General features: G+C 63.0%; 20 protein-coding genes. 11 read left to right on the top strand and 9 right to left on the bottom strand.

The window, feature by feature from the left end; all coding sequences use genetic code 11:
• Positions 1-22: 22 nt before the first annotated feature.
• From tam to NKI63_RS22400, 3 genes are all read left to right on the top strand, one after another.
• Positions 23-841: a trans-aconitate 2-methyltransferase gene (gene tam, locus NKI63_RS22410; RefSeq protein WP_352687549.1), complete on the top strand. Its 819-nt coding sequence runs from the start codon at positions 23-25 to the stop codon at positions 839-841.
• 129 nt (positions 842-970) lie between these two features.
• Positions 971-2,092 (top strand): beta-ketoacyl-ACP synthase III, encoded by a 1,122-nt coding sequence (locus NKI63_RS22405; protein WP_352823302.1) that lies wholly within the window; start codon positions 971-973, stop codon positions 2,090-2,092.
• Positions 2,093-2,232: 140 nt separating this feature from the next.
• Positions 2,233-2,850, top strand: a complete 618-nt coding sequence (locus NKI63_RS22400) for an MOSC domain-containing protein (protein ID WP_352505577.1) — start codon at positions 2,233-2,235, stop codon at positions 2,848-2,850.
• A 233-nt stretch (positions 2,851-3,083) separates the two neighbouring features.
• On the opposite strand, the gene NKI63_RS22395 is transcribed toward NKI63_RS22400, so the two are convergent.
• Together NKI63_RS22395 and tsaA are read right to left on the bottom strand one after the other, a co-directional pair.
• The gene (locus NKI63_RS22395) at positions 3,084-3,395 is read right to left on the bottom strand and encodes a DUF2293 domain-containing protein (protein WP_254819015.1); all 312 of its coding nucleotides are present in this window, start codon (positions 3,393-3,395) and stop codon (positions 3,084-3,086) included.
• The gene (gene tsaA / locus NKI63_RS22390; RefSeq protein ID WP_352505578.1) at positions 3,392-3,916 is read right to left on the bottom strand and encodes a tRNA (N6-threonylcarbamoyladenosine(37)-N6)-methyltransferase TrmO; all 525 of its coding nucleotides are present in this window, start codon (positions 3,914-3,916) and stop codon (positions 3,392-3,394) included. Before tsaA ends, NKI63_RS22395 begins: the two co-directional genes overlap by 4 nt.
• 139 nt (positions 3,917-4,055) lie before the next feature.
• On the opposite strand from tsaA, the gene NKI63_RS22385 reads away from it, so the two are divergent.
• Together NKI63_RS22385 and metF are read left to right on the top strand one after the other, a co-directional pair.
• The gene (locus NKI63_RS22385) at positions 4,056-5,078 is read left to right on the top strand and encodes an ArsR/SmtB family transcription factor (RefSeq protein ID WP_254819013.1); all 1,023 of its coding nucleotides are present in this window, start codon (positions 4,056-4,058) and stop codon (positions 5,076-5,078) included.
• A complete protein-coding gene (metF, locus tag NKI63_RS22380) occupies positions 5,078-5,995 on the top strand; it encodes a methylenetetrahydrofolate reductase [NAD(P)H] (protein WP_254819012.1) in 918 nt (305 codons plus the stop codon). The genes NKI63_RS22385 and metF overlap by 1 nt, the downstream gene beginning before the upstream one ends.
• A 460-nt stretch (positions 5,996-6,455) precedes the next feature.
• Here metF and NKI63_RS22375 read toward each other — a convergent pair whose 3' ends face one another.
• Complete coding sequence (locus NKI63_RS22375; protein WP_352505579.1) at positions 6,456-7,373, bottom strand: DMT family transporter; 918 nt, start codon at positions 7,371-7,373, stop codon at positions 6,456-6,458.
• A 225-nt stretch (positions 7,374-7,598) separates the two neighbouring features.
• Here NKI63_RS22375 and NKI63_RS22370 point away from each other — a divergent pair, with 225 nt between their 5' ends.
• Positions 7,599-8,819: an alanine racemase gene (locus NKI63_RS22370; RefSeq protein WP_352505580.1), complete on the top strand. Its 1,221-nt coding sequence runs from the start codon at positions 7,599-7,601 to the stop codon at positions 8,817-8,819.
• Between the two features lie 80 nt (positions 8,820-8,899).
• On the opposite strand, the gene NKI63_RS22365 is transcribed toward NKI63_RS22370, so the two are convergent.
• Positions 8,900-9,631, bottom strand: a complete 732-nt coding sequence (locus tag NKI63_RS22365; RefSeq protein ID WP_352505581.1) for an SDR family oxidoreductase — start codon at positions 9,629-9,631, stop codon at positions 8,900-8,902.
• A 121-nt stretch (positions 9,632-9,752) separates the two neighbouring features.
• Here NKI63_RS22365 and NKI63_RS22360 point away from each other — a divergent pair, with 121 nt between their 5' ends.
• Positions 9,753-10,646 (top strand): LysR family transcriptional regulator, encoded by an 894-nt coding sequence (locus NKI63_RS22360; protein WP_352505582.1) that lies wholly within the window; start codon positions 9,753-9,755, stop codon positions 10,644-10,646.
• Positions 10,647-10,726: 80 nt separating this feature from the next.
• Here the strand turns inward: NKI63_RS22360 and NKI63_RS22355 are convergent, their stop codons facing one another.
• Entirely contained in the window at positions 10,727-11,899 is a 1,173-nt protein-coding gene (locus tag NKI63_RS22355) for a lytic murein transglycosylase (protein WP_352505584.1), read from the bottom strand.
• 80 nt (positions 11,900-11,979) lie between these two features.
• Positions 11,980-12,771 carry a glycoside hydrolase family 25 protein gene (locus NKI63_RS22350; RefSeq protein ID WP_352505585.1) on the bottom strand — a complete coding sequence of 264 codons (792 nt, stop codon included), beginning with the start codon at positions 12,769-12,771 and terminating at the stop codon, positions 11,980-11,982.
• A 406-nt stretch (positions 12,772-13,177) separates the two neighbouring features.
• Here NKI63_RS22350 and NKI63_RS22345 point away from each other — a divergent pair, with 406 nt between their 5' ends.
• Entirely contained in the window at positions 13,178-14,557 is a 1,380-nt protein-coding gene (locus tag NKI63_RS22345) for a serine hydrolase domain-containing protein (protein ID WP_352505586.1), read from the top strand.
• 208 nt (positions 14,558-14,765) lie between these two features.
• On the opposite strand, the gene NKI63_RS22340 is transcribed toward NKI63_RS22345, so the two are convergent.
• The 3 genes from NKI63_RS22340 to NKI63_RS22330 all read right to left on the bottom strand — a co-directional run bounded on the left by NKI63_RS22340 (position 14,766) and on the right by NKI63_RS22330 (position 20,633).
• Positions 14,766-15,431, bottom strand: a complete 666-nt coding sequence (locus NKI63_RS22340) for a class I SAM-dependent methyltransferase (protein ID WP_352505587.1) — start codon at positions 15,429-15,431, stop codon at positions 14,766-14,768.
• The gene (locus NKI63_RS22335; protein WP_352505588.1) at positions 15,428-16,675 is read right to left on the bottom strand and encodes a BtaA family protein; all 1,248 of its coding nucleotides are present in this window, start codon (positions 16,673-16,675) and stop codon (positions 15,428-15,430) included. The genes NKI63_RS22340 and NKI63_RS22335 overlap by 4 nt, the downstream gene beginning before the upstream one ends.
• An 82-nt stretch (positions 16,676-16,757) precedes the next feature.
• Positions 16,758-20,633 carry a hydantoinase B/oxoprolinase family protein gene (locus tag NKI63_RS22330; protein ID WP_352823342.1) on the bottom strand — a complete coding sequence of 1,292 codons (3,876 nt, stop codon included), beginning with the start codon at positions 20,631-20,633 and terminating at the stop codon, positions 16,758-16,760.
• A gap of 173 nt (positions 20,634-20,806) precedes the next feature.
• Here NKI63_RS22330 and NKI63_RS22325 point away from each other — a divergent pair, with 173 nt between their 5' ends.
• The 3 genes from NKI63_RS22325 to NKI63_RS22315 all read left to right on the top strand — a co-directional run bounded on the left by NKI63_RS22325 (position 20,807) and on the right by NKI63_RS22315 (position 22,734).
• Positions 20,807-21,013 (top strand): hypothetical protein, encoded by a 207-nt coding sequence (locus NKI63_RS22325; RefSeq protein ID WP_023721215.1) that lies wholly within the window; start codon positions 20,807-20,809, stop codon positions 21,011-21,013.
• Between the two features lie 237 nt (positions 21,014-21,250).
• On the top strand, positions 21,251-21,970 hold the full coding sequence (locus NKI63_RS22320) for a TerB family tellurite resistance protein (RefSeq protein ID WP_352505589.1): 720 nt from the start codon (positions 21,251-21,253) through the stop codon (positions 21,968-21,970).
• Entirely contained in the window at positions 21,967-22,734 is a 768-nt protein-coding gene (locus NKI63_RS22315) for an N-acetylmuramoyl-L-alanine amidase (protein ID WP_352505590.1), read from the top strand. The genes NKI63_RS22320 and NKI63_RS22315 overlap by 4 nt, the downstream gene beginning before the upstream one ends.
• Positions 22,735-22,839 lie beyond the last annotated feature (105 nt).

Genomic DNA, 22,839 nt, shown 5'->3' with positions numbered 1-22,839 from the left:
CAACGCATGGCGGCGAGTCGTTATGACGGCACAGAAAGATTCACGGGGCGGAAAGTTAACTTTCAAAACAGGAAAAGACTGGTCCGCCGCCCTCTACCTGAAATTCGAGGATGAGCGCACGCGGCCCGCGCGCGATCTCGTTGTGCAGGTGCCGGTGCCAGAACCGCGCCGGGTGGTCGATATTGGCTGCGGACCGGGCAATTCGACCGAATTGCTGGTCGCGCGCTGGCCGCAGGCGCAAATCAGCGGCTTCGATACCTCGCCCGACATGATCGAGAAGGCCAAAGTGCGTCTGCCCGGCGTCAGCTTTGCGCTGGCGGATGCGGCGGCGTGGCAGCCGACCGAACCCGTCGACGTGATCTTTGCCAATGCGGTGTTTCAATGGCTGCCGGAGCATCCGGCAGTCTTCCAGCGGCTGATGGGATTTTTGGCGCCCGGCGGCGCGCTTGCCGTGCAGATGCCGGACAACATGGCTGAGCCCTCGCACCGGCTGATGCGCGAGACCGCGGCCGAGATGCCGTTCACCGAAAAGCTCGAGCGCGCGGCTCGCGCGCCGCTGCTGCCGGTCTCGTTCTATTACGACCTTCTGTCGCCGTTCTCGGATCGGCTCGATATCTGGCACACGATTTACAACCATCCGCTGGCCGATGCCGAGGCGATCGTCGAATGGGTGAAGTCGACGGGGCTGAAGCCGTTCCTCGATCCGCTCGACGAAGACGAGCGGCAGCTTTTCCTGAAGCGCTACGCGGCCAGGATCAGCGAAGCCTATCCGAAAACGGCAAGCGGCAAGGTGTTGCTGCGCTTTCCCCGTCTCTTCATCGTGGCGCGGCGCGCTGCTTAGGAACTTTTAGACCCTTTCCAGGGACTTGATTTAAGCCGGCATAAACTGGCTAGGTGCAAAAGAGGTTGCGCCGAGCTTTTTGCGGCGCCGACATGAAGCCGCAACGCCTGCGCACGGGACGAACTGAAAATGCATCGCGTCATCATCAGCGGCATCGGCGTTGAAATCCCCGAGGCTTCGATCACCAATGAGGAACTCGTCGCCAGCTTCAACAGCTGGGTGGACATGGAGAACGTCCGCCGCGAGGTGTCCGGCGAGCCGCTGCTGCAGAAATCGGACAGTGCCTTCATCGTCCATGCCTCGGGCGTCCAGACCCGCCATGTCATCGAACGGGAGGGCATCCTCGACCCGACCCGCATGGCGCCGCGCTTCCCGGCGCGGCCCGACGATGCGCTGTCGCTGGAGGCCGAATTCGGCATCGCCTCGGCCAGCAAGGCGCTCGATCATGCCGGGCTGAAGCCAGGGGATATCGACCTGGTGATCTGCTCGGCCTCGCACCATCAGCGGCCCTATCCGGCGATCGCCATCGAGATGCAGCAGGCACTGGGTACGAAAGGCGCCGGTTTCGATATGGGGCTTGGCTGCTCGTCGGCGGCGGCCGCGTTGCACATCGCCGTCAACCTGGTGCGGGCAGGGGCGCACAAACGCGTGCTGGTGTCGACGCCGGAGATCATCACCGGCCATCTCAATTTTCGCGACCGGCAGACGCATTTCATCTTTGGCGACGCTTCCGTGTCGATGGTCGCCGAAGGGCTCGCCCAGGGCGAGAAGCGGCCGGGCCGATTCGAGGTGCTGGATACGCGTACCTGGACGCAGATGTCGAACAGCATCCGCACCAATCTCGGTTATTATACCCGCGCCACCCAGGACGATCCGTACATGATCGATCTGGAAGGCAATCTGATCAAGCAGATCGGCAACAAGGTGTTCAAGGAAGTCACCGTTGCCGGCCACAAATTCATCGTCGAGTTTCTGGCCGAGCACGGGCTGACGCCGCAAGCGATCCGGCGTTTCTGGCTGCATCAGGCCAATGCGCGGATGAACGCCATGATCCTGAAACTATCTTTCGGTCATGAGGTCGACCATGACCGCGCGCCGATGGTGCTGGAGCGCCTCGGCAACACCGCCGCCGCCGGCGCCATCATCGCCCTGTCGGAGAACCATGCCGACATGAAGGCCGGCGACTACGGCCTGCTCTGCGCGTTCGGCGCCGGCTACTCGATCGGCGGCGCGCTGTTGCGCATGCTCTGACTATTTCGGCACGGACGGCACCGGCATCGGAGCGCGCCTGGCAAATCGCATCAGTCCGCTTGATCGGAGCATCAGCGCTTTCGACTGGACCTGATGAGCTGACCGCGGCTAATTGCGCGTATCACGCGAGGCACGAACCCATGCTGGATCTTTTTCCCGAAGCCGAAACTCCGGTCGAGATCGTGGCCGCGCGAAAACTCGCCGCCAGGGTGGCAGCGCTTTACCTCGCACCGTTCGATCATTTCGAGACACGGGCAGTGGACATGTTGCAGCTCGGCTTCGACGGCATCGACGGCGATTTCCACGCCGGCACGACGCGGCGATCCGGCGGGCGGGAACCCTGGTATCCGCGCGGCACCGAGATGCGCAACGAACGGCAATTGTCGATCGTGGCAGCGGACGAACTGGCAATTGTCGCCGAACGGATGGGCATCGCCGAGATCAAGCCGGAATGGATCGGCGCCAATCTCGTGATCGAAGGCCTGCCGCACCTCTCGATGTTGCCATCCGGCACGCTGCTGTTCTTCAAAGGCGGCGCGACCGTCAAGGTCGACGCGCAGAACGGGCCTTGCCGGATCGCGGGAAGGTCGGTCGCCGAGAATGCCGGGATGGCCGACGTCGAGGCCGGCGCGCTGCTGTTCCCGAAAGCGGCGAAGCGGTTGCGCGGGCTCGTCGCCTGGGTCGAGAAACCCGGCACGATCACTGCCGGCGAGGAGATTTCGGTGCGTGTGCCGGAGCAGTGGATTTACCGGGCCTGATTGTTTGCTAGGCAAGCCGGCAAAGCCAGTCAAAGCCGCGCGCGGCGTATTTTGTTCTTGCTTTGTGCCGGCAGCTATGCTACTAATTTCGGTATGGTGCTAATTGGCTCCAACGATCCGCCCTCCGAGGCGGTTTTTTTGTTTCTGGCTTTGAAAGTTCCGATGTTGCCGGCCTGACGTCGGCAGGACAGAGGGGGGCGCCGTAGAACTCGACGCGTGTGTCTGCCATCGCTCTATTCCTCGTCCTCATCATCGAGCAGACGGGTGGCACGCCAGCGGGTTAGCACGATGTTGGTTTGCTCGATGACGAAGAAGCGCGCGGAATCGCGGTCATATCCTTCGGCCAGCAGCTTTTCGTAGTCGGTATGGGCATGGCGAATATGCGCTATCGTCGCCAGCCACACGGCAATGCTCGGTGGCAAGGTCTTCATGTGCACGGCGCCGGCATCGGCACGGATCTTTTCCATGTCGGCATAGGGCGCCAGCGGCAGGAGCGCTGTCAGTGCCTTGGCGATGGCGCGGCGGCGGCCGGTCGGGGCGCTCACTGCCCGTCCGATCTGGACAACTCGTCCCGCCCGGCCATGGTCGCCGCGGCGAAGGCATCGGTCGAGGCGAAGTAGGGCTTGATGTCGATGACCGGCGTGCCGTCGAGCACGTCGATGGCATCGAGATCGATGCGGCCGGTATCGATATCGACGGCAACCAGCCTGGCGACATGCAGCCCAATTGGGTTCGGCCGGGCAGGGGAGCGCAGCGAAAAGACGCCTTTCGGCTCCATGGCATGGCGGGGTTTCTGGATAATCAGTTGCCGCGGCGCATGGTGCAGCCAGGACAGGACGATCACGTGGCTGGCGCGTTCCAGCCCAAGCAGGCCCTCACGATAAAGCGGGTCGATGACCAAGTGCGCCGGCTGTCCCGTCTCCCGCGCGGCCTTCATGTTTTTGGGGCAAGTCTCCCGCGTGATCCAAGGCGAAGCGATGCGGCCGATGAAGACGACATGGCCATCCGGCGGCATCGTTGCCGGGTCGGTTTCCAGGAGCTTTTCGCCGCTGCGCGTTTCGACCATGGGCCTCGCCTCGATGCATCCGGCTTTGCGCGATCCGCTGCGCATGCGTCATTTTCTTGTCCGGAAGCGACATAGCGCTTGCAAGCCTATCAAAACCGACATAAACATATGTTTATATCTTTTCAAAGAGAATGCTCGCATGCATGTCGCTCTCGACACGATGGTAGATACATTGAAGGCGGCTGCCGAATCCAGCCGGCTGCGTATATTGGCGCTGCTGTCGCGCGGCGATCTGACCGTTTCAGATCTCACCGAAATCCTCGGCCAGTCGCAGCCGCGCGTCTCGCGGCATTTGAAATTGCTGCTGGAGGCAGGGCTGATCGGCCGCTACCAGGAGGGCTCGTGGGCTTTCTTCCGGCTTTCGGATTCCGACACGTCGCGCGATTTTGTGCTCAGGCTGGTCTCCGGCATCCGCGGCGCCGATCCGCAGGTCGAGCGTGATCTCGAACGGCTGGCCGCGGTCAAGCGCAAGCGGCAGGACCGGGCTGCCGAATATTTCTCGGTCAACGCCGCAAGCTGGGACCATATCCGCTCGCTGCATGTGCCGGACCGCGCCGTCGAAGCAGCCCTCATCAAGCTCGTCGGCAAGCGGCCGTTCCAGTCGATGCTCGATCTCGGCACCGGCACCGGACGGCTGCTCGAGATCTTTTCGCCGCTCTATCGGCGCGGTATCGGCATCGACATGTCGCGCGAAATGCTGACGGTGGCGCGCGCCAATCTCGACAAGGCCGGCATTTCGAATGCGCAGGTGCGGCAGGGCGACATTTTCGCGCCGCCGGTCGAACGCGACGCCTTCGATCTCGTTACCATCCATCAGGTGCTGCACTATCTCGACGATCCTGCCCGCGCCATCCGAGAGGCGGCGCGTCTGTTGCGCCCGGCTGGCAGGCTGGTGATCGTCGATTTCGCGCCGCACACGCTGGAGTTCTTGCGCGAGGAGCACGCGCATATGCGCCTCGGCTTTTCCGACCGGCAAATCGCCGACTGGTTTTCCGAGGCCGGCCTCGAGCTCGAGGACAGCCAGGAATTCGAACCGCGCGGTGGCAACGAGGCCAAGCTCACCGTCAAACTCTGGCTCGGCCGCGATCGGCGCATGCTGATTGCCGAGCCTTCCAACGACAGACAACCGGCCAATGCGTATCCGATAGGGGAAACCGCCTGATGAACCAGTTCCGCTTCTCCCGCCGTCCCGACATCGGCGACAAGGTCAGGGTGTCGTTCGAGTTCTTTCCGCCGAAAAACGACGAGATGGAAGCAAGGCTGTGGGACACGGTCACCCGGCTGGAGCCGCTCAAGCCGAAATTCGTCTCGGTCACCTATGGCGCCGGTGGTTCGACCCGCGAGCGCACGGCCCGCACCGTCAAGCGCATCCTCAACGAAACGTCGCTGACGCCGGCGGCGCACATGACCTGCGTCGACGCGGCGCGCCACGAGGTCGATGCGGTGATCCGGGAGTTCGCCGATATGGGCGTCAAGCGTTTCGTCGCCCTGCGCGGCGATCCGGCCGAGGGCGTCGGCGCGGCTTACCGGCCGCATCCGGAAGGCTATGCCAATGGCGCCGAACTGGTCGATGCGCTGAAGGGCGCCGGCGATTTCGACATATCGGTCTCGGCCTATCCGGAAAAACATCCGGAGAGTCCGGATTTCGCCACCGATTTCGACATGCTGAAGCGCAAGGCCGACAATGGGGCGACGCGGGCGATCACCCAGTTCTTCTTCGACAACGATCTCTATGAGCGCTATGTCGAGCGGGCACGGCGGGCCGGCATCTACATACCGATCGTGCCGGGCATATTGCCGGTGCACAATTTCACCCAGGTCGCCAACTTCTCGGCGCGGTGCGGCGCCTTGGTGCCGGCATGGCTGGCCGAGCGTTTCGATGGGCTGCAGAACGATCCGCAAACGCATGCGCTGGTGGCATCTGCCGTGGCCGCCGAGCAGGTGCTGGACCTTGTCGAGCGCGGCGTCGGCGATTTCCACTTCTACACGATGAACCGGGCCGATCTGGTCTTCGCCATCTGCCACATGATCGGCATCAGGTCGCACGAAGTCGAGGCTGCGGGATCCGCCGCGGCGTAAGGCGGCAAGCTCCTTTTTGAAATGTCAAAGATCGGGGGAATGCAAAGGCCGGGCAAAATGCCCGGCCTTTTCAATGGTTTGTAATATTCGGTGCTGGTCTTCCCCCGCTCAGCGGCCTTATGGAAGGACGCCCATAATGAGGGCGCCGATGAATGCAAACGCAGCACAAATCATCAATGCGTTGATCGGCCTCGTCAGTCCCATGTCATAGCCTCCTCTTAAGAGCTATGGCGAGAGTCTAGGGTCATTTGTGCCACAGGCAAGCAGAAACTTTGCTGCAATGCGACGAGATTGTGGAATTTGCGACCTGCCGTTTGCCGTTAGGTATTGAAACTCTTGGTCAAAAGCCGGCGTTGGACCTGTGAATAATTTGTGGCGAAGCCGGGGCAGCAACGAGCATGGCAGCGCTACCGCGGCGGAAATCGGAATCGATTTCGAGCTGAGAGTCGGGGAACATGCTCTAACGCCGCCCGAACAAGCGACCGTCGATGGTGACGAGGCCGAGCGCAATCAGCGCCATGCCCGCCAATTCGAACAGTTCGAGCCGCTCGCCCAGGAACAGCAAGCCGAGCAGGATGGCACTGGCCGGCACGATGAGCGTGACCAGCGAGGCGTTGGTGGCGCCGGCCGAGGCGACGAGGTTGAAATAGAGGATGTAGGCGAAGGCGGTCGACAGCAGCGCCAGCGCCAGCACCGCCGCCCATACCGGCGGCGAGGCCGAAAACAGAGTGGCAGCGTCATAGGTGAACAGAACGACCGGGATCATGATGATGGTCGAGCAGGTCAATTGTCCGGCGGCAATGACCGGTGACGGCACACCCTTGAAGCGGCGGGCGATCATCAGCGCAACCGCATAGGAGACCGAGGCACCGATGAGCGCGAATTTCGCCCAGACCGGCCCGCCGAGCCCGGCGACAAGGCCAGGACCGATCATCACCGCCGTCCCCGCGATACCGAGGGCGATGCCGGCAAGCTTGTTCCACGACAGTTTTTCGTCGCTGGTCAGGGCGTTGGCGAGGATCAGCGTCCAGAACGGCGTGGTCGAATTAAGCACCGAGGCGACACCGGCGCCGAGCTCGGTCTGGCCGGCAAAGATCAGCGAGAAAGGGATGACATTGTTGGCGAGCGCCAGCAGGAAAAACAGTCCGGCATGCGGCAAGGCGAGGCGAAACGACGGACCGCGAACCGCAAGGTAGAGCTGCAACGCGGTCGCCGCGATGGCGACGCGAAACAGCACCAGCACCAGCGGAGGGAGTTCCGACACCGCAATGCGGGCAAAGAAGAACGAACCGCCCCAGATGGCGCCGAGCAGCAGAAGCTGGGCCCAGTCCTTGAGCACCATCGGCCCGCGCATCGTGGTGGTGGCAGCTATCGCCATTGGTCGTCCTCCCAGACGAGATGCCTTGCTCTCTTCAGGCATCTGTTCACGCTCTACCGGTCCGGCGGCAAGGGCCACCCGAAACCTGAGTGATGGCCTAGCTCGCTCATAACCGGCGCACAGAACGGCGTAGCGCCGCGAAGCCAGGGCGGCGAGACATAGAATTGTTTTCATTAGCCGCTAGCTTGGATTAATTGTGCGCAGCCTCAGTCAAGGGATTCGTCCATGCAGCGATTCGAAAATGCCCGCGAGGCAGCGCTGGCGCTTCGCCCGGACGATCCGATCTATTGCTTCCGCCCGCAGGTGCTGAAGGCGGACGCCAAACAGTTCATGGGCATGTTTCCCGGCAAGACCGCCTATGCGGTCAAGACCAATGGCGAGCAGATCGTGCTCAACGCGCTGGTCGAGGCCGGCGTCAGCGCCTTTGATGTGGCCTCGCCCGGCGAATTCGCCGCCGTGCGCGCCGTCTCGCCGGACGCCGAGATGCTCTACATGCACCCGGTGAAGGCGCAGTCGGACATCAGGCTGGCGCTGGAAAAATACGCCATTCGCGTCATTTCGCTCGACCATGAGGACGAGATCACCAAGCTGACCAGGGTGGTGCGGGCTCTCGACATCGATCCGGGCGCCATCACCGTGTTCGTGCGCATCCAGACGAAAGGCTCGGCGGCCTACGAACTGTCGAAGAAGTTCGGCGCCGGACCGGCCAATGCGGTCGAACTGGCCGAACGGCTGAACCGAACCGGCTACAAGGTCGGGCTGTGCTTTCACGTCGGCAGCCAGATCGAGGATCCCGACACCTACGAGCGGGCGCTGGCCTCCGCCGACTGGGTGCGCAACCGCGTCGGCTTCGACATTGCCGGGCTCGATGTCGGCGGCGGCTTTCCCGCCGAATACGGTCATGATCCGAACAGCCGCAAGCCGGAAATGCCGTCGCTCGGCCAGATCATGTCGCGGCTGTCGGGCGACCTCCAGGAGTACCAATTCGACCAGATGCAGCTGGTGGCCGAGCCCGGCCGCGTGATCGTGGCGCGCTGCCTGTCGCTGATCGTGCGCGTGCTGCTGCGCAAGGGCAAAAGGCTCTACATCAATGACGGCATCTGGGCGTCGCTGTCGGATTCATGGACCGGCAAGATCACGCTGCCGGCACGCTTCATCCCCGATCCGGCGATCCGCTCGCGCAATGGCGAGGACAGGACCATCGTGCCGTTCAAGGTCTGTGGCGCGACCTGCGATTCCGTGGATATACTGTCGCGGCCGTTCTGGCTGCCCGAAACCGTCGATACCGGTGACTGGATCGAGATCGGCCATATCGGCGCCTATTCGCTGTCACTCCGGACACGGTTCAACGGCTTCTATCCCGATACTTTCGTCGAGGTGGCGACGCCATTCGACGAAGGCGATGCACCGCAGGGGTTTGCCAGCCTGGAGACGATGGCCGATTAGTTGATGGTGAATGGAAGCAGTTCTTGCGTTCCGTCCGCTTCGGTGAATCGTCACCACCATTCATATTCACCTCCCCGTAGTCAGGCTACTCCGCCGCCGGCCTGGATGTTCTCGCCGGTCAGCCAGCGAGCTTCGTCCGAAGCCAGGAAAACCGCGACATCGGCGACGTCGCGCGGTGCTCCGATCCGGTCGAAGGGCGACATGCCTGCGGCCACGGCCCGGTCCCGCTCCGGAAGCAGGTCGGTGTCGGTGAAGCCTGGCGACAGCGCATTCACGGTAACGGCGCGCGGGCCGAGTTCGCGCGAGAGGACGCGGACGAACTGCTCGACGGCTCCCTTGCTGCCGAGATAGAGCGCCGTCTGCGTGAAAAACATCTTGGTTCCACCGGTGGAGACGGCAATGATGCGGCCACCGTCGCGAACGCGGCGCGCGGCCTCCTGAAGCGTGAAGAAGGTGCCTTTGGCATTGGTGCCGAACACATGGTCGAAGTCTGCTTCGGTAGCCTCGACGAGCGGCTTTATGACGGCGACGCCAACATTGGCGACGACGATGTCAATTGGCCCCATCTGCATTTCGGTTTCGTCGAACAGCCTGCGAATGTCGGGGATGCTGGAGACGTCCGCCTGGATGGCGACGGCTTTTCCGCCATTCCCTTCAATGGCGGCAACGACTTCCCTGGCGGCTTTCTCGTTGCCGACATAGTTGACGACCACGGCAGCACCCTTGGTTGCCAGCCCCTCCGCGATGGCGCGTCCGATGCCGCGCGAACTGCCGGTCACAAGTGCGGTTTTGCCTTCGAGTGGACGATGCATGGCTGTTCCTTCCGTCTGGATACGGCCGCCCCGATCGAGCGGCGTTCCAGCGATAGCTAGGGGCATGCTATTGCTCAGAGAATAGCCTATTATCTAACTGTTATTAAGCCTGGGGTACATAATGCGCGGAACCGAGTTTTCCGAACTCACGGCATTTGCAACAATCATCGAAGAGGGCAGCTTTGTCCGCGCCGCGGCCAAGCTCAGAATTTCGCCTCCAGCACTCAGCCAGACGATACGCGGGCTGGAAGAGCGTCTCGGTGTCCGCCTGCTCAACCGTACCACGCGCAGCATGTCGCCGACCGCTGAGGGTGAGAAGCTGTTTGCCCGCATCGCGCCGGCGTTGAGCGAACTGGAAGGGGCCGTCGCCGACGCGCATGCATCACGCGGCCGGCCGGCAGGCTCGCTGCGCATCAATGTTCCGCGCATCGCCGCCACGCGTTTCATCGCGCCGATCCTCGGCGACTTCCGCCGCGCCTATCCCGATATCGCCCTCACCATCATCGTTGACGACATGCTCACCGACATCGTCGAAGGTCGCTTCGATGCCGGAATCAGACTGGGTGAGCGGCTGCACAAGGACATGGTGGCGGTGAAGCTCAGCGAGGAACTCGAGATGGCCGCAGTGGCGGCGCCGAGCTATCTGGAGCATCGCCCGATACCCCGCCATCCCGCGGACCTGCATCAGCACCAGTGCATCAATTTCCAGTGGCCGAGCGGCGGCAATCTCTACCGCTGGGAGTTCGCCCGAGGCCAGCGTGCCTTGGAAGTGGCCGTCAGCGGCGGCCTGACGGTAAACGATACGGACCTGATGATGGGGGCGGTTCTGGATGGGGTCGGGGTGGCGTACATGCTGGAATATCAGGTCCGGCCGTGGATCGAAGCGGGAAAGCTCATCCGCTTTCTCGAAGCCTGGTCGCCGAGATTTCCGGGCTTTTATTTATACCACGCGAGTTCCCGGCAGGTTCCCGCGCCGCTGCGAGCCTTCATCGATTTCCTGCTTGCGAGGCGGTGATGTGAATAGTGAATGGTGAATAGTGGTAGCTCTGGTGCTCAATGCGGCTCCGGCGCCATTCTTTTTACCAATCACCATCCTCACAGCCTGGCCAGCAGCTCCGGCGTCGGCCAGCCGTCGACCGGCAAGCCCAGCCGCATCTGCTCCTTGCGGATCGCTTCGCGGGTGTTGGTGCCGAGGATGCCGTCGACGGTGCCGACGTCATAGCCTCTCGCCTCGAGCTTGGTCTGTAGCGCCTTCATCTGGTCGCCGTCGAGGCCCGGGTCGGGGTTGCGCGGATCGAATCGCGGAGCGCCCCCCAGCCGGGCGGCAAGATTTGCCGCTGTCAGGGCATAGGTAAAGGACTGGTTCCACTCGAGATAGACGTCGAAATTGTCGTAGGTCAGGAAGGCTGGCCCCTTGCGACCCATGGGCAGCGCCAGGCCGGCCTTCAGGCCGTTGTCGAGAAGCGGCGTGCCGTCTGGCCTGGTAACGCCCCACTGGCTCCATTGCGTCAACGGCAGCTTGTTGGTGCGTCCCGTCTGCTCCCACGGCAAGTTGTCGGGCACACGGACTTCCTCGATCCAGGGCTGGTCGCGCTTCCAGCCGCGCGACCGGATCTTGCTGGCCGTGCTCATGATCACGTCCGGCGCGCTGCCGCGCAGGTCGACCAGGCCATCCCCGTCGCCGTCGACGCCGTGGCCGAGATAGTCGGAAGGCAACATCTGCGTCTGGCCGATCTCGCCGGCCCAGGCACCGGTCACGTCGGCCGGCACCACACCGCGATCGATCAAGATCAGCAGCGGCACGATCTGCGGCCGGAACAACTGCGGGCGGCGGCAGTCATACGAGAGGCTCACCAGCGCATTCAGTGTGTGAAAAGCGCCTTGCACGGCGCCAAAATCGGTTTCCAGGGCCCAGAAGGCGGCAATGACCGGCGCCTGGACGCCGTATTCGCGATCCGCGCGGGCAAAGACCTCGGCATGTTTTTGCAGATTGGCCGCACCCTGCTTCAGCCGATGCGACGAGATCATGCGGTTCGAGAATTCGATGAAGGTCTGGGTGAAGACGCCCTGGGCGCGGTCGCGTGCCAACGCCTTCTCATCGAGGGTGGCGTTTTCCAGCGCGTCAAGGCCGGCAGCGCCGACGCCGGCTGCCCTGGCCTCCGCCGCCACGCCCTGCTTCCATGCCTCGAAATCGCCGCCGCATTGCTGTGCCGCGGCCGGCACGGCGCTCAGGAGCAGCGCCGCGAGAAGTCCAAAGCGCAATCGCATCGCCATCCTTCCGAAAAGATTACCAGCGGTTGCAGGCATTTGTTATTGGCTGTGTCGAAAAGCAGGCGGCAGGCCCGGTGTCAACGGGTGTTCTGCCGCAACCACTTCTTCCACGCGGCTTCGGAGCCGTTGAAGACGTTGATGTCGGCGTTTCCGGCCATGCCCGGCACGACGCCCGTTCCGGTATACTGCCAGAAGGTGAAGGGATGGCTGCCGTATTTCTGGCGCGGATGCCCGGCGACGGAGCGCAGCCAATAGGGGTAGCCGCGGAAACCCGACAAACCATTATCTTCGAAGAAGTCGACCGACGTGTAGATGATCGGCTTCTTGCCGTAGTGTTTTTCGACGATTTCGAGGAACGTGCTCATCTCGCTGCGTACCGTGGCAGGATCGGGCCGCAGCTTGCAGGTCGGCGATTTCGGGTTCCATTCCATGTCGAGAACTGGCGGCATCGCCGAGCTGTCTTTGGGCACGTTCTGGATAAACCAGCGCGCCTGGGTCGCGGCCGGCGTGCAAAAGTAGAAGAAGTGATAGGCGGAGCGGGGGATGCCCGAGGCCTTGGTGCGGCTCCAATGCTCGTTGAAAGCTTCATCGAACCGGTCTCCGCCCTCGGTTGCCTTGATGAAGGCGAAGGAGATGCCGCCGGCCCTGGCCGCCGGCCAGTCGATCGAGGTCTGGTATTTGGAGACGTCGGTGCCGTGGACGGCATAGCTCCACGGTGCGCCGCTGTCCCATTCATGCGGGTCGGAATCGGCAAAACGCGGCGCGCGTACCGCAACCGTCGGGGCACTGGACGACGATGGCGTCAGATCCTCGACCGTCGAGCAGGCACCAAGCAGCATCAGCGTGATGAGGACCGCGAAACGGCGCATCGCTACTTCCCGAGCCGGTTTCAGCCGGCCGCTGATGGGTCTTTCCGCGGGTGGCCCCTCGACCGGGCGCAGCGTGTCTGAAACCGACTTACGCGACGCGCCTGGATCTTCGTTTCATGCATTTCCCAAACCCTTGCGCAGTTTTGGGACGCATGCATTCAAGCCCCGCCGGACGGTCACCCCACAGGATCGCCCGGTCTGTCCAAGCGCGTCGCTTCGACGCGCTTGGCTCTTTTGTCTGTGCATGTCGTGGTCCCAAAACCGCTGCGCGCTTTTGGGCGACATGCACCTGTGATCGCCGATCATGGTTGATATTCGGTTGACGGCGCTCGACAGGAGCCGCGATTTTGCCGAAACAATGGCGGCAAATCGATGACATAGATCGAGCGCGCCGGGGGAACTCAAAATGCAGATCCTTTTGAAGTTCATCAAATGGCTGCTCGGCCTGGCTATGCTGGCCGCCGCGATACTCGCCGGCTGGCTGTATTTCGCGCCGCCGGAACTGATCCGCGTCGGTTCCGGCTATGCGGCCAAGATCGTCTGCTCGAACGTCTTCATCGCCGGGCGCGACGCCAACGACGTGCTCGCCGTCGATGTGCAGGCGCCGGGTCATCCGCTGCTGAAGCTGATGAGAGTGTCGGTGGACAAGGAGAAGGGAACGGTTTCGGCGGGCCTGTTCGGCGCGCTCGGCAAAAGTGTCGCGGTCGCTCGCGAGGGGCTCGGCTGCGCCTCGGTTCCCGACGGGGATATTGCCGCCGCCAAGGCTATCGCCGGCGCTCCACCGACGCCGGCGCCGCTGCCCGATGCGATGTGGCCGGAAGGCGACGATGTCGGTGCCTCCCAGGATCTCGAGGTCGTGAAGGTCCTCGACGATCCAGCAATGACCGGCGCCGGGATGCGGGCGGTGGTGGTGGTCAAGAGCGGCCGCATCGTCGCTGAGCGCTATGGCGACGGCTTTTCCGAGAAGACGCCACTATTGGGCTGGTCGATGACCAAGACGGTGAATGCGGCGATCGTCGGCACGCTGGTGAAGGGCGGCAAGCTGGCGATGACCAACCAGGGCCTGTTCGGTCCCTGGAAGGGAGATGGCCGCGCCATGATCAGCCTCGCCGACATGATGGCGATGTCGAGCGGGCTGGAATTCAACGAGGATTATGGCGACGTCGCCGATGTGACGCGTATGCTCTATCTCGAACCGGACATGGCGGGCTTTGCCGGATCCAAGCCGCTGACCGGCGAGGTCGGCAGGGTGTTTTCCTATTCGAGCGGCACGGCGGTGATGCTGTCCCGATTGTGGCAGGACGCGATCGGCGACAAGGACAAGGCGCTGGCCTGGCCGAGGGCCGCGCTGTTCGATCCGCTCGGCATGCACAGCGCGGTGCTTGAAGCCGACGAGCACGGCACCTTCGTCGGCTCGTCCTATCTCTATGCCACGGCACGCGATTGGGCGCGCTTCGGCCAGTTCCTGCTGCAGGGCGGCGTCTGGAACGGCAAAGAGATACTGCCCGCCGGCTTCGTCGACTGGATGCGGGAACCGGCAACTGCCTCGAAGGTCTACGGCAAGGGGCAATTATGGATCGAAGGACCGGGCGACGAAGAAAACCCCGGCGCCGGCATTGCCGCCGGCCTGCCCAAGGACACCTATTGGATGGAGGGGCATGACGGGCAAACGGTCGCCATCGTCCCCTCGGAGCAGTTGGTTGTGGTGCGGCTCGGCCTGACGCCGGCCAGGCTCGGCTACCGGCCGCAGGCAATGGTGGCGGCGCTGGTCAAGGCGCTGCATTAGGCTGTATCGATATTCAGGTCAGGCCAAGTCGAAAACGGCGGTTTCCTGCGCTTGCGGCCTTCGCCGGCCAAAGCACTCATGAGCGGTCGTGGCAGTTAAGGCTACGGCCGGCGTAGGCCGGTGCTCACGTACCCAAAAGGACGCTCCGCTCCGGTTCTCGGAACCCCCGTTTTCGACTTGGCCTGACCTGAATCTCAACACATCCTGGCTATCGACCTGGGCCGATCACGGCGAGCCACGCATAGCCGCGACAAAGCGTTTGGAAACGGAAGCTTGCGCCGGTTCTTCCAGATTCCGAATCCAGAACCGCGCGCAACGATTCACGCGGCTCGACGTGGAATTTTTTCAGCCAGCCGCGCAACAGCGTGCGGAACCAGCTGGGCAAGGTTTCCTGCTGGCCAAAATCGACGACGTGCAGCGAGCCACCCGGTGACAGGGCAGCAAGTGCCGCAGACACCGTCTTCTCCCAGCCGGGAATCATCGACAGCGAATACGAGATAAAGACGCGGTCGAAACTTTTGACGCCGAACAGCGCCTTTGCGTCGAAATCAGTGGCGTCGCCGCGCGCCAGGGTGACGCGGCCGGAGAGGCCTTCGCGCGCGAGGGCGGCGGTGGCCGTCTCCAGCATCTCGGCCGAAATATCGAGGCCGAAGAAGCGCGCGCCGGGATAGCGGCGGGCAGCGAGGACAATGTTGCGGCCGGTGCCGCAGCCAAGCTCGAGCACCGTGCTGCCGGCCGGCACATCCAGTCCGGCGATAAGCCGGTCGCGGCCAAGCAGATAATATTTGCGGGTCAGGTCGTAGATATGACGCTGCCAGCGGTAGACACCGTCCATCAGTTCGGCATGGCTGGCCGGCAATTCGGTCGTGCTCATGCGGACCGCTTCACATAGAGATGGAAGCCGCCATAGATGGCCGAGCGATCGCAGGCCGAAAACTCGCGCGAGGCGTCGTTCTCGTAGCGCCACTGGTCGAGCAGCGAATTCGAGACGCGGCCGGGCAGCAGGCTGGGTTCCGCTGCGGTGCGGAAGATGACGCGGGCGCCTGTCGAGGCGGTTCGGGTGATCTCGGCCCACAACCCGTTGAGCTGGCCGTCGGTCATCCAGTCCTGTGCATCGAGCAGCACGAAGCGGTCGACCGAGCCGGCATCCTTGCCGGCAAGGAACTCGATCAGATTGGCGTGGTGGATGGCAACGCGATCGACATTGTTGCGGATCGTCTTGTAGTTGCGCTTTTCGAGGTAGGTGGGCAGGGCGGCTTCGCCCGGATTAGGGTAGCGGCGGGCGAAAGCCTGCCAGGCGAAATAATTGGTCTTCAGCGGAAAATCGCAGGCGAGCTTTTCCAGTCGTGCCTTCAGCACGCTGGCCATGGTGCCGTCACCCGAGGTGATCAGCGAATCGTACTGGGCCGGCGGAATGCCGAGGCCGAACAGCGAGGCTTTTCGCGAGGTCGCCCATTTCAGCAGCGGTTTTTCGAAGACCGGCGCCAGCTCTTCGTCGAAGAAGCGGCGCTGATCGGCGATGCTCTTGGCGTCCATGATGCCGGCCGGGTCGACGCCGAAGAATTTTGCGGTGCGGTGGCCCATGGCGATGAACAGGCCAAGCAGGCCGGTCTGGTAGAAATTGCGGTCGAAGACAGCGATGCGGCGACGACCGCGCCAGTTGCGGCGCTCCCAATAATGGCGGCTGACGGGGTCGAGATGCGGTGCGATGAAGCGATCATAGGCCTGCGAATTGTGCCCGGTCCCAGCCGCACCGAAGAAACGGAACAGGTCGCCCTGCGACGGCAGGTGACGCACCGCTGCGAGCTTCATGCGGTTCAGCGCAATATGCGCGGCGTTGAGGTCGACGGCATCGATCCTTTCTGGCGACCGGGTGAGATAGGAGAGGATGTTACAGCCGCCGGAGGCAATGGTGACGATGCGGTGGCCCTTGCCGAGTTGCATCGCGTCCATGTCGATTTCGGGGTCTTCCCAGATCTGCGGGTAGACAAGGCCGGAGAACAGGAAGGCGAACAAGCGCTCGGAGATGCCAGCTTTCGACAGCGGGCGGTTCTGGTAGACGGCCTTGCCGACCTCCTTGCCGCGGCGAAAAACCAGTTCCCCAGAAATGTCCGTCATGGCAACGCGATTCCCCGTTTGCTTTGCCGCAAGCGGGTAACGCAGGTGGATGACAGGCCGGTGACAACCTGTTGAAGCGAGTTCAGGCCTCGCCAAATCCGCCTGCGGTGGGTGTCGTCACAATGACTGCCTCGCCGGCGTCGAGCACTGTTTGATCGCAGGCTTTCAGCGTCTCGATCGCGCCGGTCTTGCGGCGGACCTTGGTCGAACCGGTCTCGCCATCACCGCCGCCGTCCAGCCCCCGCGGCGGGTGGCTGCGATGCGAGGACAGGATCGCGCATTCCATCTTTTCGAGGAAGCGGATGATGCGCTTGGTGCCGTCGCCGGCATTCCATTTGCCTTTGCCGCCGGAGCCTTCGCGGATATGGAAATCCTCGAGCAATACCGGGAAACGCAGTTCCAGCACTTCCGGATCGGTCAGGCGCGAATTGGTCATATGGGTGTGGACGCCGGAGGTGCCGGCAAAGCCGCGGCCGTCGTTCATCCGGCCGGCCGGCGAGCCCGAGCAGATCGTCTCGTAATACTGGTACTGCTTGTTGCCGAAGGTGAGATTGTTCATCGTGCCTTGCGCATTGGCCATCGCCTTCATGGCGCCGAACAGCGCGTTGGTGACATGTTGCGAGGTCTCGACATTACCGGCCACGACTGCCGCGGGATAGGTGGGCCTAAGCATCGAGCCGTCGGGAATGATGATGTTGATCGGCCGCAGACATCCGGCATTCATCGGGATGTTGTCTTCGACCATGACGCGGAAGGCATAAAGCACCGCGGCTCGGGCGACCGGCTCTGGCGCATTGAAATTGTTCTTCATGACCGGCGACGTGCCGGTGAAGTCGACGGTGGCTTCGCGCTTCCGCCGGTCGATAGTGATCTTCACTGTGATCTTTTGCCCGGTGTCGGTCGGATATTCGTATTCGGAACTGTCGGGCAGCCGCTCCAGCACGCGGCGCACGCTTTCGGCGGCATTGTCCTGAACATGGCCCATGTAGGCTTCGACCACATCGAGGCCGAAATGCGCGACCATCTTGCGCAGCTCGGCGACGCCCTTTTCGTTCGCGGCGATCTGCGCCTTGAGGTCGGCGATGTTCTGGTGCGGATTGCGCGCCGGGTAGGGGTGGTCGGTGAGCAGCGTCTCCAGGTCCTTCTCGCGGAACCGGCCGCGATCGACGATGCCGAAATTGTCAAACAGCACGCCTTCCTCGTCGACGGTGGTGGCAAGCGGCGTCATCGACCCGGGCGCGGTGCCCCCGATGTCGGCGTGGTGGCCACGCGAGGCGACGTAGAAGAGGATGAGGGGTTCCTCCCCCTTTGAGGGGGAGGTGCCGCCGAAGGCGGCGGAGGAGGTCGCCGCGGCAGTGCTCGACACTCTTGTGGTGCCTCCTGAGATGACCCCACCGGGCCGCTCCGCGGCCATCCTCCCCTCAAGCGGGAGGGAAAAAACAGGCGTCACCACGGTGATATCAGGCAGATGCGTGCCGCCATTGTAAGGCGCGTTCAGCGCAAAGACGTCGCCGGGGTGAATGTCGCCGGCATTGAGCCGGATGATGGTCTCCACCGAGCGATCCATGGAACCGAGATGCACCGGCATGTGCGGTGCATTGGCGACCAGCGCGCCGTTCCGGTCGAAGACGGCGCAGGAGAAATCAAGCCGCTCCTTGATGTTGACGGAATAGGCAGTGTTTTGCAGCGTTACGCCCATCTGTTCGGCGATCGACATGAACAGGTTGTTGAAGACCTCCAGCATCACTGGATCGGCTTCGGTGCCGAGTGCGGCGTGCCGGCGCTTCTTCTCGACGCGCCGCATCAATACGTGGTCCTTGGCGGTGATCTCGGCCTGCCAGCCCGGCTCGACGACAATGGTCTGGTTCGGCTCGATGATCAAAGCAGGGCCGGCGATCTTGTTACCAGGCTTCAGCGTTTCGCGAGGGAAGATGCCAGCGTCGCGCCAGACGCCGTCGACAAAGATTTTCCGGTTCCCGGAAGGACTTGCGGCCATATCTGCAACAACTGAATCGCTTTCATCGCGGCCGGTGCCGCCGGTATCGGTACCTTCGACGCCGATCGATTCGACGATCATCGGCTTGTCGTCGTAGACAAAGCCGAACTGCGCCTTGTGCGCCGATTCGAAGTCCGTCTTGGCTTGCGCGATCGAGCCGTGACCAAAGTTCACAGGCAGCGCGGTATCGGTGCCGTCATAGCGGACCTGCAGCACCGGCTTCGAGGCGACCGCGTCTTCGGCGATGCCTTGTGCGGCGAGTTCGTCGATGACGGCTTTGCGCAGCGTTGCGATGAGTTCATCGATCGCCGCCCCGGAGTCCTCCACCAGCGGCTTCAGCAGCGCCTGCTGGCGTGACGCAAATACAGAGGACAGGCCGATGCCGTATGCCGATAGCAGGCCGGAGAACGGATGGATCAGCACCGCCTCCATGCCCAGCGCATCGGCAACCAGGCAAGCGTGCTGGCCGCCGGCGCCGCCGAAACAGTTCAGGAGGTATTCGGTGACGTCGTAGCCGCGCTGCACGGAAATCTTCTTGATGGCGTTGGCCATGTTTTCGACGGCGACGGTGACGAACCCCTCCGCGACGGCTTCCGGCGAGCGGCCGTCGCCGATCTCGGCGGCAAGCGCGGTGAATTTTTCGCGAACCGTCTGCACGTCGAGCGGTTCGTCCTGCCCTGGTCCAAAAATAGCCGGGAAGAACTCGGGCTGCAGCTTGCCCAGCATGACATTGGCGTCAGTGACGGCCAACGGGCCCCCGCGCCTATAGGCGGCCGGGCCGGGGTTGGCGCCGGCCGAATCCGGCCCGGCGCGAAAGCGGCCGGCCTCGTAATGCAGGATCGAGCCGCCGCCGGCGGCGACGGTGTGGATGCGCATCATCGGCGCACGGATGCGCACGCCGGCGACCTCGGTGTCGAAGGCGCGCTCGTAGTCGCCATCATAGTGGGCGACATCGGTGGAGGTGCCGCCCATGTCGAAGCCGATGACCTTGCCGAAACCGGCGAGTTTTGCCGTCTCGACCATGCCGACGACGCCGCCGGCCGGGCCGGATAACAGCGCGTCCTTGCCTTGGAACATGTCGGCGGCGGTGAGGCCGCCCGACGACATCATGAACATGAGGCGAGGGCTTTCCCTCCCCCCCGAGGGGAGGGTGGCGGCGAAGCCGCCGGGTGGGGTCGTTGCGGCAGTGCTCAACGTTCTGGCGGTGCCTTCTGAGATGACCCCCTCTGGCCGCTGCGCGGCCATCTCCCCCTCGAGGGGGGAGAGGACGCCGAGCTCCTTCGCCACCTTCTGCACATATCTTGACAGAATGGGCGACAGGTAGGCGTCGACCACCGTGGTGTCGCCGCGGCCGACCAGCTTGATCAGCGGCGAGACCTCGTGGCTGACCGAGACCTGGGAGAATCCGAGCTTTCGACAGACTTTGGCGACGGCCTTTTCGTGCTCGGGGTGTTTCCAGGCATGCATGAAGACGATCGCGACCGCATCGATGCCGTCCGCCTTGGCTTGCTCAATAGCCGGGCGTACGGAAGCAATGTCGAGCAGGCGCTCGATACTGCCGTCGGCGCGAACCCGTTCGTCGATTTCGACGACACGCTCATAGAGCTGTTCGGGAAGGATGATCTGCTTGGCAAAGATATCGGGCCTGGCCTGATAGGCGATCCTCAGCGCATCGCGGAAGCCTTTGGTGATGAGCAGCAGCACGCGGTCGCCTTTGCGCTCGAGAAGCGCATTGGTGGCGACCGTGGTGCCCATCTTGACATCGCCGATCAGCGCGGAGGGGATCGGGGCGCCGGGCTGGACGCCGAGCAGTTCGCGAATGCCCTGGATGGCTGCATCGGCATAGGCTTCGGGATTTTCCGAAAGGAGTTTCCTTGGATGCAGCCCGCCTTGCGGGTCCCGGCCGATGACGTCGGTGAAGGTACCGCCGCGGTCGATCCAGAAATCCCATTTTGCGGTCATGGCAGCGCCTCCGGGCATTTTCATTTAGGCATCCTGTTAGTGCTCAACGCTTTGTACTGCCAAGCGCTTGATGTTACACGCGGAAACGCAACGTTACGAAACTCATCATGCGCTGATGCATTGTGCCCTCGATCGTCGCCGGCAACGGTGGCGTGATTAGAGGAGAGATAATCATGAAGAAACTCATTCTTGCGTCGGTCTCGGCGCTTGCCTTGCTTGGCGTTGCGGCCTGCAGCGACAGCGGCACCGACAACACCACGACGCAGAGCACCAACCCGCCGGCATCCGACCAGACGATGAAGCCGGCTGCTCCTGACGCCAACAAGCCTGCCGAGCCGGCTCCGGCTCCGGCACCTGCGCCGGCTGCCCCGGCGCAGTAGTCAACGTGACAACCAAGAAAGGCCGGCCTCACACGCCGGCCTTTCTGCTGCTTACGATACCCGCGCATTGTGGCCGAGTGCGACGACGCGGGTTTGCGTGCAGCGGTTTCCGTCTGCCGATTTCCATGGGCAAGCACTAGCGCTAGCCGTCTCAGGCATTCCGCCAAATCGATTGGGCCAGCCCTGCGGCACTGTCTTGGCTTGATAGCGATGGGTGGTTGGTCCTATGAAGCCCCCATGTCGATTTGGGACCGCCTCGGCGACTTCGTCACACGCGTTTCATCTTCAGCGTCGTCAGGCGTCGCCGAAGTGGTCGAAGCCGTGCGTACGGTTTTCTCCGGCGATGCCGATTTGCGCCGGCGTGTCGCCTTCTCGGTGGCGATGATCGCGCTTTCGGCCAAGATGGCCAAGGCCGACGGCATCGTCACGCAAGACGAGGTGCGCGCCTTCCAGGAAATATTCGAGGTGCCGAAGGAACAGAGGCGCAATGTGGCGCGGCTCTACGATTTGGCCAAACGCGACATTGCCGGTTTCGAAACCTATGCCGAGCGGATGGCGCAGCTTTGCGGTTCGGGCCATACCAACTGCCTGATGCTGGAGGATATACTCGACGGGCTGTTCCACATCGCCAAGGCCGACGGGCTGGTGCATGAGCGCGAGGGCCAATTCCTGCACCGGATCGCCGAGATCTTCCGCATCGATGAGGCGCATTACCAGAGCATCCTGGCGCGGCATGTCAATCTGGGTGCCGCCGACCCCTATGTCGTGCTCGGCATCGAGCGTGGGAAGCCGTTCGAGGAGGTCCGCAGGCGCTACCGCAAGCTGGTTTCCGACAATCATCCGGACCGGCTGATCGCACGCGGCCTGCCGCAGGAATTCATCAAGATCGCGACGACCAGGCTGGCGGCGATCAACGCGGCCTATGAAATGATCGAGCGAGGCCTGCGGCACGCATGAGCGGCTTTCCGCCCGACGAGCCGAGCGCCGAGGTCAGGGTATCGCCGAATTTCGGACCAAGACGCGGGATGCCCGGACCCGATATGATCGTGCTGCACTACACCGGCATGGCAACCGGGGCCGCTGCCGAGGCATGGCTGTGCGATCCGGCCAGCGAGGTGTCGTCGCACTATCTGGTCCATGAGGACGGCCGCATTGTTCAGATGGTGAGGGAAAGCGACCGCGCCTGGCATGCCGGCAAGAGCTCGTGGTTCGGACAGAGCGACATCAACTCCTGCTCGATCGGCATCGAGATCGTCAATCCGGGGCATACGCTCGGCTATCGCAACTTTCCAAAACCGCAGATCGACGCGGTGATCGGCCTGTGTGCCGGCATCGTCGAGCGCCATTCCATTCCGGCCCAGCGGGTGCTCGCCCATTCCGACGTGGCACCCGGGCGCAAGGTCGATCCGGGCGAGAAATTTCCATGGAAGACCTTGTTTGCCGCCGGCATCGGCCATGTTGTGCCGGCAGCACCGATCCGGCGCGGCGCCGTGCTGAGGCCAGGCGATACCGGCGCCGATATTGAGGCACTGCAGTCGATGCTGGCGCTTTATGGTTATGGCGTCGAGATCACCGGCGCTTTCGACCGGCAGACCGAAATCGTGGTCGAGGCATTTCAACGGCATTTCCGGCAGCGCCTGGTCGACGGCGTGGCTGACGGATCGACGATCCGCACGCTGGAAAGGCTGCTCGCTTCCGTAAGGATAGCCTCTCTCAAATAACCTTTTGCCAGATTAAAAGTTACAATCTGTTACTCAAAGTGACTTGCGTCGCCTTGTTTGGCGCCAATTCCATTGTCAAAGGCGATCCGTACAGATTGTCGGACG

Source organism: Mesorhizobium sp. M0410 (assembly GCF_040321435.1).
Classification (GTDB): Bacteria; Pseudomonadota; Alphaproteobacteria; order Rhizobiales; family Rhizobiaceae; genus Mesorhizobium.
This window is presented reverse-complemented; position numbering and strand designations above follow the sequence as displayed.

Coding starts and splice junctions, on each gene's coding strand:
- NKI63_RS22365 (WP_352505581.1), bottom strand. CDS start 9,631: ATGCATCGTCCACTCGAAGGCAAAACCGCACTTGTGACCGGCAGTTCG.
- NKI63_RS22325 (WP_023721215.1), top strand. CDS start 20,807: ATGAAGAAACTCATTCTTGCGTCGGTCTCGGCGCTTGCCTTGCTTGGC.
- NKI63_RS22385 (WP_254819013.1), top strand. CDS start 4,056: ATGCATGTCGCTCTCGACACGATGGTAGATACATTGAAGGCGGCTGCC.
- NKI63_RS22335 (WP_352505588.1), bottom strand. CDS start 16,675: ATGACGGACATTTCTGGGGAACTGGTTTTTCGCCGCGGCAAGGAGGTC.
- tsaA (WP_352505578.1), bottom strand. CDS start 3,916: ATGGTCGAAACGCGCAGCGGCGAAAAGCTCCTGGAAACCGACCCGGCA.
- NKI63_RS22340 (WP_352505587.1), bottom strand. CDS start 15,431: ATGAGCACGACCGAATTGCCGGCCAGCCATGCCGAACTGATGGACGGT.
- NKI63_RS22355 (WP_352505584.1), bottom strand. CDS start 11,899: ATGCGATTGCGCTTTGGACTTCTCGCGGCGCTGCTCCTGAGCGCCGTG.
- NKI63_RS22320 (WP_352505589.1), top strand. CDS start 21,251: ATGTCGATTTGGGACCGCCTCGGCGACTTCGTCACACGCGTTTCATCT.
- NKI63_RS22315 (WP_352505590.1), top strand. CDS start 21,967: ATGAGCGGCTTTCCGCCCGACGAGCCGAGCGCCGAGGTCAGGGTATCG.
- NKI63_RS22405 (WP_352823302.1), top strand. CDS start 971: ATGCATCGCGTCATCATCAGCGGCATCGGCGTTGAAATCCCCGAGGCT.
- metF (WP_254819012.1), top strand. CDS start 5,078: ATGAACCAGTTCCGCTTCTCCCGCCGTCCCGACATCGGCGACAAGGTC.
- NKI63_RS22400 (WP_352505577.1), top strand. CDS start 2,233: ATGCTGGATCTTTTTCCCGAAGCCGAAACTCCGGTCGAGATCGTGGCC.
- NKI63_RS22375 (WP_352505579.1), bottom strand. CDS start 7,373: ATGGCGATAGCTGCCACCACCACGATGCGCGGGCCGATGGTGCTCAAG.
- tam (WP_352687549.1), top strand. CDS start 23: ATGACGGCACAGAAAGATTCACGGGGCGGAAAGTTAACTTTCAAAACA.
- NKI63_RS22345 (WP_352505586.1), top strand. CDS start 13,178: ATGCAGATCCTTTTGAAGTTCATCAAATGGCTGCTCGGCCTGGCTATG.
- NKI63_RS22370 (WP_352505580.1), top strand. CDS start 7,599: ATGCAGCGATTCGAAAATGCCCGCGAGGCAGCGCTGGCGCTTCGCCCG.
- NKI63_RS22350 (WP_352505585.1), bottom strand. CDS start 12,771: ATGCGCCGTTTCGCGGTCCTCATCACGCTGATGCTGCTTGGTGCCTGC.
- NKI63_RS22330 (WP_352823342.1), bottom strand. CDS start 20,633: ATGACCGCAAAATGGGATTTCTGGATCGACCGCGGCGGTACCTTCACC.
- NKI63_RS22360 (WP_352505582.1), top strand. CDS start 9,753: ATGCGCGGAACCGAGTTTTCCGAACTCACGGCATTTGCAACAATCATC.